Annotated in this window: 18 protein-coding genes; 6 read left to right on the top strand and 12 right to left on the bottom strand. The window is 48.3% G+C overall.

What is annotated here, in order from left to right; all coding sequences use genetic code 11:
• Positions 1 to 170 precede the first annotated feature (170 nt).
• Positions 171 to 1,052 carry a protease HtpX gene (gene htpX, locus CPY98_RS10780; protein WP_008813588.1) on the top strand — a complete coding sequence of 294 codons (882 nt, stop codon included), beginning with the start codon at positions 171 to 173 and terminating at the stop codon, positions 1,050 to 1,052.
• An 87-nt stretch (positions 1,053 to 1,139) separates the two neighbouring features.
• Here htpX and cfa read toward each other — a convergent pair whose 3' ends face one another.
• A complete protein-coding gene (gene cfa, locus CPY98_RS10775; RefSeq protein WP_043493281.1) occupies positions 1,140 to 2,291 on the bottom strand; it encodes a cyclopropane fatty acyl phospholipid synthase in 1,152 nt (383 codons plus the stop codon).
• A 320-nt stretch (positions 2,292 to 2,611) separates the two neighbouring features.
• Positions 2,612 to 3,838, bottom strand: a complete 1,227-nt coding sequence (gene punC / locus CPY98_RS10770) for a purine nucleoside transporter PunC (protein ID WP_025801075.1) — start codon at positions 3,836 to 3,838, stop codon at positions 2,612 to 2,614.
• Positions 3,839 to 3,978: 140 nt separating this feature from the next.
• Between punC and punR the strand changes: the two genes are divergently transcribed.
• Positions 3,979 to 4,887, top strand: a complete 909-nt coding sequence (gene punR / locus CPY98_RS10765) for a DNA-binding transcriptional activator PunR (RefSeq protein ID WP_043493387.1) — start codon at positions 3,979 to 3,981, stop codon at positions 4,885 to 4,887.
• A gap of 4 nt (positions 4,888 to 4,891) precedes the next feature.
• On the opposite strand, the gene CPY98_RS10760 is transcribed toward punR, so the two are convergent.
• The 3 genes from CPY98_RS10760 to purR are packed head-to-tail and all read right to left on the bottom strand — an operon-like array spanning position 4,892 to position 8,190.
• Positions 4,892 to 5,518: an ATP-binding cassette domain-containing protein gene (locus CPY98_RS10760; protein ID WP_096387644.1), complete on the bottom strand. Its 627-nt coding sequence runs from the start codon at positions 5,516 to 5,518 to the stop codon at positions 4,892 to 4,894.
• Positions 5,515 to 7,161: an ABC transporter permease gene (locus CPY98_RS10755; RefSeq protein ID WP_096387642.1), complete on the bottom strand. Its 1,647-nt coding sequence runs from the start codon at positions 7,159 to 7,161 to the stop codon at positions 5,515 to 5,517. The genes CPY98_RS10760 and CPY98_RS10755 overlap by 4 nt, the downstream gene beginning before the upstream one ends.
• Before the next feature lie 3 nt (positions 7,162 to 7,164).
• Positions 7,165 to 8,190, bottom strand: a complete 1,026-nt coding sequence (gene purR, locus CPY98_RS10750; RefSeq protein ID WP_025801071.1) for an HTH-type transcriptional repressor PurR — start codon at positions 8,188 to 8,190, stop codon at positions 7,165 to 7,167.
• Between the two features lie 354 nt (positions 8,191 to 8,544).
• On the opposite strand from purR, the gene CPY98_RS21110 reads away from it, so the two are divergent.
• Positions 8,545 to 8,634: a YnhF family membrane protein gene (locus CPY98_RS21110; protein WP_020303734.1), complete on the top strand. Its 90-nt coding sequence runs from the start codon at positions 8,545 to 8,547 to the stop codon at positions 8,632 to 8,634.
• 93 nt (positions 8,635 to 8,727) lie between these two features.
• Here CPY98_RS21110 and sodB read toward each other — a convergent pair whose 3' ends face one another.
• Both sodB and CPY98_RS10735 read right to left on the bottom strand, forming a co-directional pair.
• Positions 8,728 to 9,306: a superoxide dismutase [Fe] gene (sodB, locus tag CPY98_RS10740; RefSeq protein ID WP_025801070.1), complete on the bottom strand. Its 579-nt coding sequence runs from the start codon at positions 9,304 to 9,306 to the stop codon at positions 8,728 to 8,730.
• A 351-nt stretch (positions 9,307 to 9,657) separates the two neighbouring features.
• Positions 9,658 to 10,638 (bottom strand): C40 family peptidase, encoded by a 981-nt coding sequence (locus CPY98_RS10735; protein WP_172863843.1) that lies wholly within the window; start codon positions 10,636 to 10,638, stop codon positions 9,658 to 9,660.
• A gap of 365 nt (positions 10,639 to 11,003) precedes the next feature.
• On the opposite strand from CPY98_RS10735, the gene CPY98_RS10730 reads away from it, so the two are divergent.
• Positions 11,004 to 11,348 (top strand): Grx4 family monothiol glutaredoxin, encoded by a 345-nt coding sequence (locus CPY98_RS10730; protein WP_025801068.1) that lies wholly within the window; start codon positions 11,004 to 11,006, stop codon positions 11,346 to 11,348.
• Positions 11,349 to 11,468: 120 nt separating this feature from the next.
• Here CPY98_RS10730 and rnt read toward each other — a convergent pair whose 3' ends face one another.
• The 4 genes from rnt to CPY98_RS10710 all read right to left on the bottom strand — a co-directional run bounded on the left by rnt (position 11,469) and on the right by CPY98_RS10710 (position 14,898).
• Positions 11,469 to 12,128 carry a ribonuclease T gene (rnt, locus tag CPY98_RS10725; protein ID WP_043493276.1) on the bottom strand — a complete coding sequence of 220 codons (660 nt, stop codon included), beginning with the start codon at positions 12,126 to 12,128 and terminating at the stop codon, positions 11,469 to 11,471.
• 172 nt (positions 12,129 to 12,300) lie between these two features.
• Positions 12,301 to 12,708: a lactoylglutathione lyase gene (gloA, locus tag CPY98_RS10720; protein WP_096387640.1), complete on the bottom strand. Its 408-nt coding sequence runs from the start codon at positions 12,706 to 12,708 to the stop codon at positions 12,301 to 12,303.
• 196 nt (positions 12,709 to 12,904) lie between these two features.
• A complete protein-coding gene (locus tag CPY98_RS10715) occupies positions 12,905 to 14,002 on the bottom strand; it encodes an alkene reductase (protein WP_096387638.1) in 1,098 nt (365 codons plus the stop codon).
• 254 nt (positions 14,003 to 14,256) lie between these two features.
• On the bottom strand, positions 14,257 to 14,898 hold the full coding sequence (locus tag CPY98_RS10710) for an NAD(P)-dependent oxidoreductase (protein ID WP_096387636.1): 642 nt from the start codon (positions 14,896 to 14,898) through the stop codon (positions 14,257 to 14,259).
• A 135-nt stretch (positions 14,899 to 15,033) separates the two neighbouring features.
• Here CPY98_RS10710 and CPY98_RS10705 point away from each other — a divergent pair, with 135 nt between their 5' ends.
• On the top strand, positions 15,034 to 15,942 hold the full coding sequence (locus CPY98_RS10705; RefSeq protein WP_025801063.1) for a LysR family transcriptional regulator: 909 nt from the start codon (positions 15,034 to 15,036) through the stop codon (positions 15,940 to 15,942).
• 66 nt (positions 15,943 to 16,008) lie between these two features.
• A complete protein-coding gene (locus CPY98_RS10700; protein ID WP_025801062.1) occupies positions 16,009 to 16,248 on the top strand; it encodes a DUF1289 domain-containing protein in 240 nt (79 codons plus the stop codon).
• A 4-nt stretch (positions 16,249 to 16,252) separates the two neighbouring features.
• On the opposite strand, the gene CPY98_RS10695 is transcribed toward CPY98_RS10700, so the two are convergent.
• Entirely contained in the window at positions 16,253 to 18,271 is a 2,019-nt protein-coding gene (locus CPY98_RS10695; RefSeq protein ID WP_096387634.1) for an FUSC family protein, read from the bottom strand.
• Positions 18,272 to 18,277 lie beyond the last annotated feature (6 nt).

Raw genomic sequence — 18,277 nt, 5'->3', positions numbered from 1 at the left:
GAATACCGCGCAGATGGCCTTACGATCTATACACTAAATCACTCGAGTTGTATCAAAGCAGCAAACAGTTGTTATCAACAGACAATAACTGTTGTGCTTGTGCCACTTGAAGTAAAACGAGTATATGCATCGCATAATGCGTGCTCCATAAATGAGGATTAATAAATAACATGATGCGTATCGCTTTGTTCCTGCTAACCAACCTGGCTGTCATGCTGGTGTTTGGTGTGGTGTTAAGCCTGACAGGGATCCAGTCCAGCAGCGTGCAAGGGCTGATGGTGATGGCACTGCTGTTCGGCTTTGGTGGTTCTATTGTTTCGTTGTTGATGTCAAAGTGGATGGCCTTGCGTTCGGTTGGGGGAGAAGTTATCGAGCAACCGCGCAATGAAACTGAGCGTTGGTTGGTTGAAACCGTTCGCCGTCAGTCTCAGCAGGCAGGTATTGATATGCCGCAGGTGGCGATCTACCACGCACCGGATATGAACGCATTTGCAACGGGCGCGCGTCGTAATGCGTCACTGGTTGCGGTGAGCACCGGTTTGCTGCAAAACATGAGCCGTGATGAAGCTGAAGCCGTGCTTGCGCATGAAATCAGCCACGTGGCTAATGGCGACATGGTCACCATGACGCTGGTTCAGGGTGTGGTGAACACCTTCGTTATCTTTATCTCGCGCCTGATCGCGCAGGTGGCGGCTGGATTCTTGTCGGGCAACCGTGATGAAGGTGAAAGCAGCAGCGGCAACCCAATGATTTATTTCGCGGTATCCATGGTATTGGAAATCGTGTTCGGTATTCTGGCGAGCATTATTACCATGTGGTTCTCACGTTATCGCGAGTTCCGCGCCGATGCTGGCTCAGCTAATTTAGTGGGGCGTGAGAAAATGATCGCCGCGCTACAGCGTTTGAAAACCAGCTATGAGCCGCAGGAAGAAGGGAGCATGATGGCATTTTGCATCAATGGTCGTAATAAATCATTTAGCGAACTGTTCCTGTCACATCCGCCGTTAGATAAGCGTATTGAAGCCTTACGTACCGGCCAATATCTGAAGTAATTTAGATTTGTCATCGATGGCAGAGATCGCACGTTATATATAAAAAGGAGCCGTATGGCTCCTTTTTACTATCCGATAAACCAGATATTACCGTGCAACGCGTAGGCCACCTTCGGCTCCGCGTGGAGAGAACACCACTTGCCAAAGCTGAATATCTCGAGCGCGGAATGCGCCCGCGCAGGCATTAAGATAATAGCTAAACATGCGGAAGAAGCGTTGAGAATAGTTATGCTCGATCTTCGGCCAATTCTGCACGAAGCGTTCATACCAAGCCATTAGCGTTCGGTCGTAATCAGCCCCAATATTGTGCCAGTCTTCCATCACGAATTTACCTTCACTGGTGGTTGCGATGTGCTTAACAGAGGGGAGGCAGCCATTAGGGAAGATATATTTATTGATCCAAGGATCTACATTCATATTGGTTTCGTTTGCACCAATGGTATGCAGCAAGAAAAGCCCATCAGGTTTTAAATTACGCGCCACCACGTTGAAGTAGGTTTGATAGTTTTTTGGCCCAACATGCTCGAACATACCCACTGACACAATGCGATCGTACTGTGAGTTAAGGTCACGATAGTCTTGAAGCAAAATTTGTACGTCTAAATCTTTACAACGTTCCTGCGCCATTTTCTGTTGTTCTGCTGAAATGGTGACGCCGTGAACGGATACGCCGTAGTTCTTCGCGGCATAAGCCGCCAAACCGCCCCAGCCACAGCCGATATCCAGCAGGGTCATTCCAGGCCGTAGTTGAAGCTTTTCGCAGATCAGTTTTAGCTTAGCTTCCTGAGCCTGTTTAAGCGTCGTTGCATCTTTCCAATAGGCGCAAGAATATTGCATGTAGGGATCGAGCATTAGGCTGAATAGGTCATTGCCTAAATCGTAGTGCTCTTTGCCGACGATCCACGCACGTTTTTTCGATTGAAGATTAGTAAGACGCGCCGCGGCGACACGCAAGGTATCTTTGATATGGTGTGGCAGCTGATTCTCAAGCCCAGCGCGAAGCACCTTCTGAAAGAAGATATCTAAACGGTCGCACTCCCACCAGCCGTCCATATAGCTCTCACCGAGACCGAGTGAGCCTTCTTGCAACACGCGCTTAAAAAAGTGCGGATTTTTAACGCGAATATCAAAAGGGCGCGAGCCATTAACCTCGATATCTGCCGACTGCAACATTTCACTGGCAATTCGATACCATTGACTGTTTTGCACGCTTAGATCTTCTATACACGATGAACTCATAGTTTCTCCATGACCCAAATTCTTCATAAAACTGACCTGCTAGAGAGCGTTGGCAATCTAAAGGCGCACGAGTACCAACGGATAATCCGCGGTGTTTAACCCGACTTAGAAAAATGGAAAACTGAGGAAACCCATGCGTTTAGCAGGGACTCATCCTTAAGTAAAAATGTGATGTGATCCGCACATCAAAAAGCAAAAAGTTACTTACTGACAAAATAATTGTAAAAGCAACCTTCGCAGTATAGGACGCAGCGGTGAGAGACTCAAGTAAGAATCTACACCGCTGCTCAATGGTTTAGGCTAAAGGAGACAAAAATAAATTAATGCTGTGACAGGTGTTTTTTGTCGGATTCATTTGCCGTTAGGGATTCATGAGTCAATCTTTTTGTGACGCTGTCACTTTTAAGCCAGTAACCCACAGCGACTAAGATTGCAGTACCAGCCATGATAGCTGTCGTGGCTAATAATGCGGATTCGACATAAACGGATACCAGTAGGCTAGCCAAGAAACAGACACCTAACTGCAGCGTATTCTGCAATGCGGCCGCTTTGCCACTGCTTTCTGGGAATGGGGTCAGTGCATTCGCAACCACGATTGGGTAAATTGCTCCGTTGGCCATGGCCATAATGCAGAAAGGAACTAACAGCGCAAAGAGTCCCGGAGAGCTCAGCAGCGCCATCGCAAACATTCCAATCATACTCAGGCTATACACGACTAAAAGCCATGGCAGCATCAAGTTTCCGCCAATACGGCTCAGCAGCGCACGACAGCCATAGCCACCAATCAAGAATGCGATAGTCTGTGGCACATAGCTTAGCCCAATGTCATTCGGGCTATAGCCCATATCGCCTAAAATGAACGGAGAACCGGTGAGCCAGGCGAAGAAACCAGCGGAACACGCTGCGAAAATCATTACGTTGCCGGAGAATATATTGGAGCGCATCAGTTGGAAAAAGCTAATGTTCTCTTTTGGCTGATTTTCTGTGGGCTTCCGGCGCTCATCTTTGAGCATGAGGGTTGGGATCAGCAGCAGTAAAGAAATACCAAACAGCACGGCAAAGATAGCCTGCCATTCTAAATGGTTGAGTAACCACGCGCCTAATAGCGGAGCCAGGGCTGGGGACAATGCCACCAGCGGCATGATGGTGGCGAACACTCGATTGGCAACGCCTTTGCTGTAGCGATCGATAACCAGCGCCTGCCACGTCACGGCGGCAGAACACACCCCAATTGCCTGTACAAAGCGCAGCACGAGAAGTTCAGTGGTGGTATCCACCCACAGCATACCTAAGCAGCCAAGGCTAAACAGGGTTAAGCCCATGGCTAAAACCGGCTTACGGCCAATACGATCGGACAGAGGCCCCCAAACCAGCTGCGCGAAGGCAAACCCGGCAAGGAAAATGCTGAGGCTTGCGCTGATGGCACCCGCGGAGGCATTGAGATCCTGCTGCATCGCACCAAAAGCAGGAAGATACATATCAGTGGCCAGATATCCCAGCATGCTCAATCCGGCCAGATAGAACATGAAAAATGATGAAGTTCGCATTATTTTGACTCGTTATATATTTGTTGCAGAATGAATGTGTGACGCGTGGAGTGTAGCGATCTCTCTAATTACTTGTGAAACGCTAATATTTGCTATCATGGATGAAAAATTTTGAAAGCAAGAAAAGTGAGGTAGCGCACATGTGGTCGGAATACTCCTTAGAGGTTGTTGATGCGGTTGCAAGGACGGGAAGTTTTAGCGCCGCAGCACAAGAGCTGCACCGAGTGCCGTCTGCCGTGAGTTACACGGTACGCCAATTGGAAACTTGGCTGGCAGTGTCACTGTTTGAACGACGTCATCGCGATGTTGAACTCACCGAAGCTGGCGCATTTTTTGTTGATGAAGCGCGAACTATTATCAAAAAAATGAATTCCACCCGCCGTCAGTGCCAACAGGTGGCAAATGGCTGGCGTGGACAGCTAAATGTTGCCGTCGATCGTATCGTTAATCCCCGTCGAAGCCGCCAATTGGTGGTCGATTTTTATCGTCATTTCCCTGATATGGAATTAATGATCCACCCCGAAGTGTTTAATGGCGTATGGGATGCCTTAGTCGCCGGACGCGTAGAGGTGGCGATAGGGGCGACGCGTGCGGTTCCGGCCGGAGGGCGTTTTTCTTTTCGCGATATGGGATTTCTACGCTGGCATTGTCTGGTGAGCCCCGATCACCCGCTGGCAAAATTGGAAGGCGAGTTAAGTGATGACAAAATTCGCCCTTTTCCTGCCTTGTGTATTGAAGACACATCTCGAGATCTGCCTAAGCGCGATACATGGCTATTAGATAATCAGCGACGCCTAGTGGTGCCTGATTGGCAGTCAGCCTGCGATTGTTTAGAGAATGGGCTTTGCGTAGGCCTGATGCCCGCGCACATGGCGGAACCGCTGGTGCATTCGGGTAAGCTGAAGATCTTACAATTGGCTCAGCCGTTTCCTGATAGCGCCTGCTGTGTCACTTGGGAAGACCATACCCGCTCACCGGCCATTGATTGGTTACTGGATTACCTCGGTGATACTGAAACGATGAATCAAGAGTGGCTCAGCCCTGAATAGGGTTTTAGAGCATGATGATTTGGCCGTTTGGCGGAACGTCGTCTTCGTCGTGTGTCACTAGCAGGGTGGCAATATTAGCCTGTTGTAATTCGCCAAAAACCCATTGGCGAAACTGTTGCCGCAGCGATTTATCAAGCTTGGAAAAAGGTTCATCCAATGCCACCGCGCGAGGGCGAGAAAGCAGGGTGCGCAACAAACTGATTCTGGCGCGCTGGCCGCCAGATAGTTCATCGGGATAGCGAGATGAAAACTCAGCCATGTCAATTTTCTCTAATGCCTGCGTGACCTGCTGATGCTGTTCTTCTTTGCCGATGTTTTCAGGTAAGGCGAAAAGCAGGTTTTGTGTAACGTTTAGGTGGGGAAACAATAAATCATCTTGGAATAGCAGCCCGATTTTTCGCTGATAGGCAGGAAGTTCAGTCACATCATGACTATCGATCAGCACTTTTCCCTGCGTTGATAGCGGGGCGTGAGCATGCCCCGCCATAGCCAGCAATAAGCTCGATTTCCCGCAGCCGCTAGGCCCCATCAGCGTGAGTATTTGTCCGCCTTCTACGCGGGTATTCAACGCTGAAGTTAGCGGTCTATCATCGAGATAAACCTGGAATTGCTCAAACGCTAAAGCCGTCACAGTTTTTTGTTCCTTGTCAGTATGAATGGCAAAAATAGCGCGATACCGTAAACCAAAAGTGGGATGAACGTTTGCCACAGAGCCGCAACGGCGGCCATGCGGCGATCGATACCGGATGCATAAGCGACGGTTTCCGTTGCCAACGTGGGGAAGCGCCCAGCGCCTAAACCCAGCGTGGGTAAATATAATCCTATGCTAACCGCGAAACCTAATGCGACGGAAAGCGCCAATGGCTTACTCAATAATGGGATCTTGATGCGCCAGAAACAGGTCCAAGGCGACTTTCCAAGTGATTGTGCGGTATAGATCAGCCGCGGATCGAAAGTCTGCCACGTGCCGCTGAGGCTAAGAAAAAAATACGGAACGATAAACACCATATGAGCAAAGATCACGCTGGGCAGCAGACCAATCACATCCAACCAAGCGGCCATGTGCTGCAAGCCGAAAATTAGGCTGATTTGTGGAGTCAACAGCGGGGCGAGCAGAAACCATGAGTTTGTATTTCTACGCGTATAAAATTGCCATTCCAAAAAACCAACGCACAGAAGTAAACCTAACAGATTCGCCACACTCGCAATGAGCAGACTATTTATGATCGGAGTACTAAGCTGATGAACGCTGGTAAGCCAATAATCATAGCTCCACTGTAGTGGAAAAGAAGACGAGAAAGGCCAACGCCATGCAACCGACCACACGAAGAGTACCGCATAGGCGCCCAGCGTTAACACAATACCCATTGCCCAGAGTGGGGTAAGCGGCATGCGCCACGTGCTGCGCCTTTGTCCATAAGCGTTGCGGCAATATGTTAACCAGCTCTTTTCAGCATATCGCCACGCACCAAAGCTGGCTAATGTGATAACAATAAGTAGCAGCGTACCAGCAGCGGCTAAAGATTGATGCCCCATCGAGGGTTCGCTTATCCATTGCCAAACTAACAACGCCAAGGTTGTGGGCTGCTGTGGCCCCAATAGAATCGCAATATCTACGGTGGATAGGCCAAAGGCGAGCACACAAAACAACGGCAAACGCAGAGCCACAAGTATTTGCGGAACTAATAGCAACCACCAGGCTTTCTCACTGTGGTAACCCAATGCGTTAGCAGCCTGCATCTGGCGAGCGACATCAATTCGACCCGCGATGTTAAACGCCATCAAAAATAAAAAAGGTGTCTCTTTGATCACCAATAAAAGAATTAAGGATAGGGCATAAGGGTCATTGACGATTGGCCAATCTGGCGGGCGCACAAAACCCGTAAATGTTGGGGATATAAGCCTGAGTAGCCAACCTGAGGGGGATAACAGCAGTATGAGACCGGTCGCCAGTGCAATATGCGGCATGGCTAAAATCGCACTCGAAATAGCGCGAGCGGTGCAGCTGGCGCGCTGTATAACCTGACTGCAAAGCGCTAATGCCAACCAAAGTGATATTAACGTCGCGGCGATTGCACTCCATAAGCTCAGGCCAACTGAGCGCATCAAACCTGGCCATTGGAGTAAAAGCGTCCACGGCTGGATGAAGGTGTTGAAAGAGGAAATGTCAGACAGCGGCTGAGTCAGTGCCAAGAGCGCTGCCAATATTGGCAACGCTCCTGCTATGAACAGCCCAACGGGGAACAGCGCTAAAAGAAAAGGGCTGTTCTTCATCACTTAGCGGCGATAGTCCAGATATGGGCCATCGGCAACGGAGCGGCGTTCCACCAGTTTTGGATGCACCTCGATCGTTTGAGAATCTTCACGCTTGCTCACGATACGGTCGAGTAGCATGTCAAAGGCCATTGAGCCCAAACGCTCTTTCGGCTGATGGATGGTGGTCAACGCTGGTGAGAAGTAGCGGGCGTTGCGCACGTTATCATAACCGATCACCGATATATCCTGCGGTACACGCAAGCCCATCTCATCGGCGGCACATATTGCGCCCATCGCCATGATGTCCCCACCCACAAAGACCGCCGTTGGGCGATTTTTTTGCGACAGAATTTGATGCATGGCTTTGTAACCGGATTCTGGCTCGAAATCGCCTTCTACCATCCACTCATCACGAGCGGGAATGTTGGCTTCTTGTAGGGCTTTCAGGAAGCCGCGTAGGCGACCTCCGCCGGTGTTACGAGAAAGCTGACCGGTAATCGCCCCAATATCACGATGACCACGTTCAATTAAATAGCGGCCGGCTAAATAGCCACCTTCGAACGCATTATCCTGAATGGCATCGGTAAAATCACTGCGTTGTGTCCCCCAGTCCATCACCACCATTGGAATATTGCGGTAGTCCTCAAGGGTTTGCAGCAGATTTTCTGGGTATTCAGAACACATCACTAATAATCCATCGACGCGTTTTTGCGCCAGCATCGCTAAATAAGCTTTTTGCTTTTCAGGGTTGTTGTGAGAGTTACATAAAATGAGCGTATAGCCTTGGCTGTAGCAGGCGTTTTCAACGGCCTCAATGACCTCAGCAAAATAGGGCGCCTCGCTGGACGTCGCCAGCAAACCGATCGATTTGGTGTGGTTAACTTTCAGGCTACGGGCGACGGCGCTGGGAGAGTAGTGCAATTCTTTAATTGCTTCCCAAACCGCGGTCTTGGTCTCTTCTGCGACAAAACGCGTCTTATTAATAACGTGAGACACTGTCGTGGTTGAAACGCCCGCGCGTTTTGCCACATCTTTAATCGTTGCCATGAAACAGATGACTCCTAAGCTAATGTAACTATGACATAGCTATTGTGTTAATCGTTTGCTTACGTACATCAAAATACACTGATTACAATCGCATCAAAGAGAGGAATATGCGGATATATCAAGCGCCAGCCTATTCTTTTACGTTATGAAAGCTGATACGTAGCAGTAAACCGTAAATTTTGGCCTATAAAATGCAAAAGGGGAAGTCAAAATTGTGTGTTAACAGAAAGAATAATCGAAAGTTTTACTGCGTGCGATCCCATTTAAGGTATGTGAAAATGATTTCACACACTTTCTGCAAGTGTTTATGTATAATCAAAATTGATCTGATAACGAAATGCGGGAGAAGAAGAAATGGAAACCGATCTGAAATATTCTCTAATGACAACGGTCGCAGCACTGGCTGTGATTGTTATCTTTAGTTTTGTTGCTGCGCTACATTGATTTATCGCTAAGTTTTTTATCGATAGCCATTAACATGGCTAAAACAAAAGGCGGTCAGTTGACCGCCTTTTTCATGTACGTCACTCAGCAAACTTATGCCAAGTTTTTCGCCACGAATTCCCAGTTTACCAGAGCCCAGAAGTTCTCCAGATATTTAGGACGCGCGTTGCGATAGTCGATGTAGTAGGCGTGTTCCCAAACGTCCACGGTCAGCAGTGGTTTGTCACCGTTGGTCAGTGGAGTTGCAGCGTTTGAGGTGTTTACAATCGCCAAAGAACCGTCTGCTTTTTTAACCAGCCAAGTCCAACCAGAACCGAAGTTGCCAATGGCAGATTTAGTCAGTTCTTCTTTGAATGCATCAAATGAACCAAACGCTTTGTTAATGGCTTCAGCCACGGCGCCAGTTGGTGCGTTGCCACCTTTTGGTGACAGGCAATGCCAGTAGAAGGTGTGGTTCCAAACCTGAGCAGCGTTGTTGAAGATACCGCCAGTAGAGGTCTTGATGATCTCTTCCAGTGATTTACCTTCGAACTCAGTGCCTTTGATCAGGTTGTTCAGGTTTACCACATAGGTATTGTGATGCTTACCGTAGTGGTATTCCAAGGTTTCTGCGGAGATGTGCGGTTCGAGTGCGTTTTTTTCGTATGGTAATGCAGGTAATTCAAAAGACATTGCTCTCTCCTATTATTGCTCTATTTTGCAATGAAACAGTTACACGTAAGTGTTTTATGTTTCATGCATCACACCAACGTTAATGTCAGTGAGCGGGTTTTTAAAATTGAAACGATCTTGTTGTGCTCTTGTTATGGGGATCGATTTTAGCAAGTTTTGAATCTAATAACAGGCAAAATTTTTGTTTTTGGTTATCAATTGGCGATTTGTGCACCATTCGTTCAAAACGGCCACAGAACATAAAATAAGGGGAGGGGATAATACAAAGATGGGGTAAATCTAAATGATAGGGATTATCACAAAATGCAATGAATCCCTACCATAAGTCTGTTTAACAATGATCTTCTGCTATTAACGAATCGTTTTTGGCGTCATCACGCGGCGAGCGCCAACGTAGTGTCCTTGCCAATAATCGTTATCTAAATAGCTGATCCGAATTTGTTCGCCGGTGCGAGGTGACTGAATGAATTTTCCCTCACCCATATAAACACCCACATGGTCGGCGGCACCCCGATTATTAATACGGAAGAAGACCAAGTCGCCTTTTTGTAGCTCTGTTTTTTTCACCGGAGCCGCATCACGCAGATGATACATTTCATTGGCGGTACGAGGGATCTTGATGCTCAGTAAATCCTGATAGGCGTAATAAACCAATCCACTGCAATCGAAGCCTGTGCTTGGTGACGCACCACCCCAACGATACGGTTTTCCTACCTGATTCATCAGCTTATTCATCGCCGTTTGCTTAGCATGCTGGTAACGCTTTTTATGCTGAGGACTCAGACGAATGGGTTTGCCATCAACGATTTCAATATTGTTTTGATTCAGCTTGAGCTTGGCTAATTCACCTTTGCTGCTTCTGCCATGGCTATTCAATTCACCGCGCTGGCGGCCATAGGTTTTTTTATTACTTACGCGAGCCAACGTAGCGGTGGAATGTGAGCCGCTTTTCTTGGCGCTGGATTTTGTCTTAGGGTTAGAAATAGATGCTAGTACCGCTTTATCTATTTTTTTGCTATTTGCTTTATTGCGCGCGACTTCTCTATTTTTGGCAAACTTAGTAGCGAGAGCGCTAGGCTGAGTTGTCGCTGATTTTTTAGTCGTTTTGCTCTTTTGTTCTAACGATTTTTTATTTTTGGCTGTCGTTGTAGGCGTCGCTGTTTTTTCTTTTTTGCTGGTAGCTGGTTTTCGTTTTTTACGATCGGCAGATTCGCTACTTGTCGCATGCGACTTTCGCTGATCGGCAACGACTTTATGCCCCGGAGAGGCATTCGCTGCATTAGCAAATAGCTGTGTAAACAGCAGAACAAAGAGCGCGATATATAGACGCATCGATAGGTTCCAGGCTTTGTCCCAAGCAAAAAACATGGCAAACAGTATTAAATAAACAGCCGCAACAAAACAGCATTCATTTCTGCTATTTATATTCTCTTTGTGACTAAATGTTACGATGATTGAATCAGATGCTGTTTTATTCACAAAACGCTGCATATCTGATCATGTGCAAAACGGATATAGCATAGCACGTTTTTAGATTAAACTGAGCTTACGCTGTGACGGTGTGTTGAAAATCAGATAATAGCCACACAAAAGATGGCGTTTTTTTCTCAGAGCGACACTCGGTACAATCCAGTACAATAATTCGATATGCACTTGCATGCTGTAGGCATAACACTGGCTAGAGGAAGTAAACTAAAATGACAATGACCACCATTGAAAAAATTCAGCGCCAACTGGCTGAAAACCCGATTATTTTGTACATGAAAGGCTCACCTAAATTGCCAAGCTGTGGCTTCTCTGCGCAAGCAGTTCAGGCATTGTCAGCCTGTGGTGAGCGTTTTGCCTATGTAGATATTCTGCAAAATCCAGATATTCGTGCTGAATTGCCAAAATATGCGAACTGGCCAACCTTCCCACAGCTGTGGGTCGAGGGTGAACTGGTTGGCGGCTGTGACATCATCATTGAGATGTACCGCGCTGGCGAATTGCAGCAGCTGATTAAAGAGACTGCGGCGAAGCATCCTGCACAGGAAGAACAGTAATCGTTGATGATTATTGTGAGCAAAATAAAGGCGCCTAAGGGCGCCTTTATTATTTATCGCGTTAACTTATAAACAAAAAATCTTACACCGACTCGATGTTCAGTAAGCAAGAGCGGTGGATTATTCGGTGGCTTCTTCTGGTGCAGGTGTTGGCAATGGCCATCCACCCATACGTTTCCAGCGGTTTACCAACTCACAAAACAGCGTTGCGGTTTGCTCTGTATCATACAGCGCAGAGTGAGCCTGAGTGCTATCAAAAGGAATATCGGCGGCAATACAGGCTTTTGCAAGCACGGTTTGTCCTAATACCAAACCGCTTAGCGCGGCAGTATCAAAGGTGGCAAACGGATGGAATGGGTTACGTTTTAAACCAGCACGTTCTGCTGCGGCCATCACAAATGAATGATCGAAGTGCGCGTTATGCGCAACGATTACCGCACGATTACAGTCCTGATCTTTAATGCCTTTGCGAACTGCTTTGAAAATAGCATGCAGGGCTTCGTATTCGCTCACCGCGCCACGCAATGGATTTTCAGGATCAATACCGTTGAATGCCAGAGCCTCTGGAACAAGAACGGAGCCAACAAAAGGCTCAACGTGGAAATGAAGTGTTTCATGTGGCTCTAACCATCCATCGTCAGTCATACGTAACGTGACTGCCGCAATTTCAAGTAGCGCGTTGGTGTTGGCATCAAAACCCGCAGTTTCGACATCAATGACAACAGGATAGAACCCGCGAAAGCGCGCGCTCAGCGTATTAAGATTGGTGGTTTCAGCCATGTTCAACTTCTGGTCTATGGAATGCAGCGCGCATTATGGCAAATTTTTTTGCAGTTTGCAGTCAGCAAACGTGGGGCGACTCTCATTCAGGCCAAACATAAAAAAGCGAACGGCTATGCGTTCGCTGGATTTTTAAGCAAAACGGTCGGGATTTATCCCGAAGGGAGGGAAATTAATTCCCTAAGCCCGCACCCGCCTGTTTGTTTTCGATCAGTTCGATTTTGTAGCCATCAGGATCTTCAACAAAAGCGATAATAGTATTACCACCTTTAACGGGGCCAGCTTCACGCGTGACTTTGCCACCCGCTTTGCGGATGTTTTCACAGGTTGCCGCAACATCATCAACGCCTAATGCCAAATGGCCAAATGCGGTGCCCATGTCGTAGCTGTTTACGCCCCAGTTATAGGTCAGTTCAATAACGGAACCTACGCTTTCATCGCTGTAACCGACGAACGCGAGAGAGTATTTATACTCTTCGTTTTCACTGGTACGTAGCAGACGCATGCCTAAAACGTTGGTATAGAAGTCGATTGAGCGTTGCAGGTGACCAACACGCAGCATGGTATGAAGTAAACGCATAATTTTCCTCTGAAATTAGAATGGCCTTGATGACAAGGCTTCGCTATTGGAATAGCGACAGGATGTAGACACATTGTAACAGCCTACTTTCAGCGATCAATAAAAGCCCCTGATTAATCGCCGCTGCGGTAAATAAAAAAACCTCTGGCCGAGTGGAGGCGGTCAGAGGGTTGGCAGCTATGCCAAGGTATGACTATTACAGCGTTGGATAATCGGTATAGCCTTTGGCGTCACCGCCGTAGAAGGTTTCTGGATGTGGCGTATTCAGTGGGGCTTTTTTCTCTAAGCGCTCGACCAAATCAGGGTTAGCGATAAAGTTACGGCCAAAAGCCACCGCGTCAATGAGACCTTGATTCAGCAACGTTTCGGCTTTTTCAGCGTTGTAACCGCCTGAACCGATAATGACACCGCTAAACTGTTTGCGAACCGCCTGACGGAATGCCTCAGAATAAGGTTTACCGCCCGCCCAATCTGGTTCAGAAATATGCAGGTAGGCAATTTTACGTTGGTTAAGTTGGCCGATCAGGTAAAGCGCTGCTTCTTCTTGATCTTCACCATTGTCCAGACCATTGAACGGGCCCAATGGCGAAATACGGATCCCAACGCGACCTGCGCCAGATTCGGCAATTGCAGCATCAACCACTTCCAGCGTTAAACGTGCACGATTTTCAATATTGCCACCGTATTGATCGGTACGGTGGTTCGAAGCCGGTGACATGAATTGATGCAGCAAATAGCCATGTGCGGCGTGCAGTTCAACCAGATCAAAGCCGGCTTGGCTCGCAAGGCTTACCGCATGGCGGAAATCGTTAACGATGCCTGAAATTTCACTGGTTTCTAAGGCGCGTGGTTCTGAGCAAGATACGCGTACCCAGTGACCATTTTCATCACGTACGGTGGTGCGGGTATCGGCGGCAATCGCAGAAGGCGCAACCGGAGCCTGTTGATTTGGCTGGAGGCTATTATGAGAAATGCGGCCCACGTGCCACAGCTGCACGGCAATATGCCCGCCGTGCTGATGGACGCCAGACACAATTTTTTTCCATGCGGCTAGCTGCTCTGGCGTATGTAATCCTGGAGCACCGGCGTAACCTTTGGCTTGGAATGAAACCTGTGTGGCCTCGGTAATGATCAAACCTGCGCCTGCGCGCTGGTTGTAATATTCGCCCATCAGCGGCGTTGGGATATCACCCGGTTCTGTGCTGCGCAAACGCGTCAGCGGAGCCATGAAAACGCGATTAGGTAGAGTAACGTCACCAACGGTGACTGGTGTGAATAACTTTTCGATTTTCATAGTCAATCCTGTTGCAGTTGTTGCGCATTATCTTGCGCGACGAAGTTTAGGTTTGCTCGTTAGTCGTGGGTAAAACGTGATAGCGAGGCTTGGGCAAAGACTAATAGACCAGTTGGTCTAAGTCAATACAAGCGAAGATAGTTTGTGAAGAAATAATTTTAAATGCAGTAATTATAGGCGGTTATAGATAACAAAACGCTCACGGACAGCGTATTGCTGTCCGTGAGAAAGAGGAATTTGGAGGGAATTGTGGCTTAGTAAGCGGCTGTGAATTGCTGCTTAATAAATTGTGGTTGTTCAATTTCATTCAGAATGGCAACGGCAAGGTCTTCGACGGAAATATTGGCCGGCGCATCACCGTTCATCAGCAATAACGTTGTACCCAAACGGAAGTTGCCGGTACGTTGACCCGGTGCCAGCATGGCCGCAGGGGATAATACCGTCCAATCCAGTGAGCTACCTGCACGTAAAGCGTCGCGCAGCTCGCGAGCACCTTGCGCGCCAGGGCGGATCTCCGCGGGGAACTGTGGGGTATCGATCAGCTCAACGCCAGGCGCAACTTCAAGGCTACCCGCGCCACCAACGACCAAGAAGCGTTTCACACCTGATTTTTCGACCGCTTTCAAAATAGCATTGCTGCCTTTGACAAAGTTGGCATACAAATCGGGATCGGTCCAACCAGGGTTAAAGGCGCTAATTACGGCATCTACGCCTTTCAACGTTTGTGCTAGCCAATCAATGTCGGTCACGTCGCCAAGTGCAATATGCAAATGGCTGTTAGTGGGTAAATCTTTGGTATGACGCGCGATGGCGGTCACTTCATGACCCCGAGCCAACGCTTCGTTAACAGCCACACGACCCACAAAACCTGTTGCACCGATAATAGCGAGTTTCATCATTCATTCCTTTTTCAACATTGGTTGCGATATTGGTTGCGATAGAGAAACTTTAAGCCTTAACAGCATGGCTGATAAGTGGCATATTGCCACTAACTTCTTTAAGTAAAACTTCAAGATGAAGGGCGTAATTCGATGGATAAACTTAATCGTATGGCGGTCTTTGCCGTTGTTGTCGCGGAAGGCTCATTGAGTGCGGCGGGGCGACGTTTAGGCATGAGCGCTTCCGCAGTGAGTCAACATATGCGAACGCTGGAGCAAGATCTCGGGGTAACGCTGCTGCATCGTTCGACGCGAAAACTCACGCTCACCGATGCAGGCGCGGCATTTTACCCTGGCTGCAAAGCTATGTTGAATGAGGCGAGTCAGGCAGAGCAACGATTGGCCGAAATGCGCGATACGTTGGTCGGTGAGTTGCGCATTGCCACAACGATAGGGCTTGGTGGAACGCCGCTTGCGCAGGCACTTGCTCCATTATTGCAGGCGCATCCTAAGCTGAGCCTGCGGATCTTAGCCAACGATGAAATTATCAATTTAATTGAGGTTCGCGCGGATATTGCTTTGCGGGTCAATCGACAACTGGATGACGCGTCTTATATTGCTCATCCGCTCGCAACGTGGCCGATGGTGTTATGTGCATCGCCGCGTTATTTAAATCGCAGCGGGATACCTGAGGCGCCGCATGAATTGACGCAGCATCAATGGCTGATCAATACCAACGATGCGATTCCAACGTCAATCACCTTACAAAAACGCAGCGGGGAGACGTGTAAAATTCGTTTACCCGATATCGCCACCGGCAGTAGTAGCATGAATGTGTTGCGCGCATTTACCTTGGAGGGATTAGGGATCTCAGTGCAGCCGCTGTATGAAATCAGCCATGAGCTGCAAAGAGGCGATCTGGTGGTGTTATTACCGGAATGGCGACCAACGCCGCTTAAGCTGCATGCGCTAACGCTTGAGAGAGTCCATACAGAAAAGAGCCGACAGGCCATGCTCTGCTTGCGGAATTACTTCCAGACATATAAAGATACAGAATATTAACTAGAAATTGATTTGCTCAGTTCCTTGTTTGCGTCTTCACTTAGGATGGTAAGCAGGAGGTATATTGTGGCCCAGCAGCTTGAGTTTTTTGAAATTCCCAGCCCGTGTCGAGGTATATGCCAGGCGGATGAGCGGGGTTATTGCCGCGGCTGTATGCGTAGCCGAGAAGAGCGGTTTGGCTGGATGAAACTGAGCGATCCACAAAAACGTGATGTACTGCGTTTGTGCCGCCAACGCTTTTTACGTCAGCGGCGCAACGATAATGCCGAACAAATTAACTCGCCGGAACAACCCTCGTTGTTCTGATATTTCAGGCCTTATTTGCCACCGTTGGTACCACACTCTGCTGCAACTGTGATAAAGAACAATATAAGCGCCACACCAGACCGGCTAAATCACGGCCGCTTTGGTCAGGATGACGAGACAGTACATCGCTGATCCTTAACAGTTCAGCTAAGGTTCCATCGAGCGACTCATGCTGAACGCCTTTCTCCGTCATGATCCCTTTCAAGCAGTGTATGCAAACGTCGCGAACCGCTGAAAGCGGATCGGAACGCGTCTGCCATTCACGGAGTTGCCAAACAATATGGCTACAATTGAGTAAGACCACGCCCCAACGCAGCACCCAAATACGCGACACTTCATCCTTGCTTTGGTTGAGTTGGCTGATTCGATGATAAATCCGTGACTCGAACTGGCTTTCATCTTGTTGAGGATGACGGCTTATCTGATCCATAAAATCTAGGCGCAGAGCTCGAATGATTCGGCGGCTTTTACGTTTATCAGAGCTTGGACGCAAAATCTGAAATGCTACGGCGGCCAGCAAAACACCACAAATCTTCGCGATGTTATCGTTTACGAAGCTGCTGTAATCATATTCTGGTGGGTTGGTTACTAACAAAAATGAGCCCATAAAGACAATCAGCTGTCCCCACAGCGCCGCTGTTTTGGGATTTTGTAGTTTGAGCAACTGCATGGTGAGCAGAACCGGCAGTAGGAATGCGCAAAACACCCAGAAATCATCGATTTGAATCATCAACCCAAATTTTGCCAGATAGCAACCAATAGACAGCAGCACCATCGCTTTAAACAAGGTGGTTAGACTCGTCATGGGGGATGCGGATGTGGAATAAAGCACACAGGTAATGGCTGTAATGGTTAATGCGCCAGCGCCCTCATCCCATTGAGTACTCATCCAGAACGCGCAGCCGATAATGATGACCACGAAAGTGCGCAGGGCATTATAGGCCGACTCCATACTGTCCGTGTGCCGTGCGATACTGTGAACCTTTGGCGGTGAAAAACTATCTTCTGGCGTTGAGTTTTCGACGTGGCGTATCCAGCGGCTACCTTGCAGATAAAGCCAGCAGAAATAACGTAGGCGTAGATAAAACGTGCGTAGCCGATAATCGCTTGGATCCTGCGGATAAATACGGCTGAGAATTTTGGCTAAACGATATTTGTTTGTCTCGGGATCCTGCAGTTCTTTTATGATGTCTCGTAATACGTCTTGCAAAACCTCCGGGCGATCGGGCCAATTCACCAGCATCCGACGAATGCTGGAAATCACGCTGGTTAAGCGTAGCTGTCGATGGAGCAGGAAGTTAAGTACATTGTTACGGCTACGCAGTCGATGGTTACTCCAGAAAGCCTGAATACGGAGAATATTCATGGTCAGGATTTGGCCAATTAATCCTTCGTGTGATGCTCGCATTTCCGGTGTGGTTTCTGGATGCCACAGCATGGCTGCATGTTCAAGCAGGCGCTGATGCATGCGGCGTAGTGACGTGAGCAGGTTCGTTCCGTCTGAGGTACTTGGCAGAAGCATCATCATAAACGCGCCACACAGCAAACCGGTAATGACCTCACAGACACGCGCTTGCGCAATATCAAAAATTTGCATGCTGTCGGTAGATTCTGCCGTTGAGAAAGCAATGATGGCCGCGGTATAACCCGCTAAAGCAAAAGCGTAGGCGACGTTATTTTGATAATGATTCGAGACGTAGGTGCATACTGCAATCCACGCTGCAATGTAAAAGGTAAACAGCCAAGGGTCATTAAGACATTGTCCGGCAATCAGAACCGATGCCGCCGCGCCAAGCAAACTCCCAGCGATACGACCAATACTTTTACTGATAACTCCGCCAACCGTAGGAAAACTGACCACGGCGGCAGACGTAAACGCCCAATAGGGTTCATCTAGATCCAATAAAAAAGCGACCCAGAGCGCCAAACACATTGCGATGGCGTTGCGCAGCGCGTAACGCCATTGTCCAGCGTTGGCTTTTGCCCATGGAGTGTTGCGCCAATCTAGCCAAGATAAATTCACAAGACT

It is taken from the genome of Hafnia sp. CBA7124 (genome assembly GCF_002355555.1).
GTDB lineage: Bacteria > Pseudomonadota > Gammaproteobacteria > Enterobacterales > Enterobacteriaceae > Hafnia > Hafnia alvei.
Note: the sequence above shows the minus strand (reverse complement) of the source record. Positions and strands in the feature narration are given on the sequence as shown.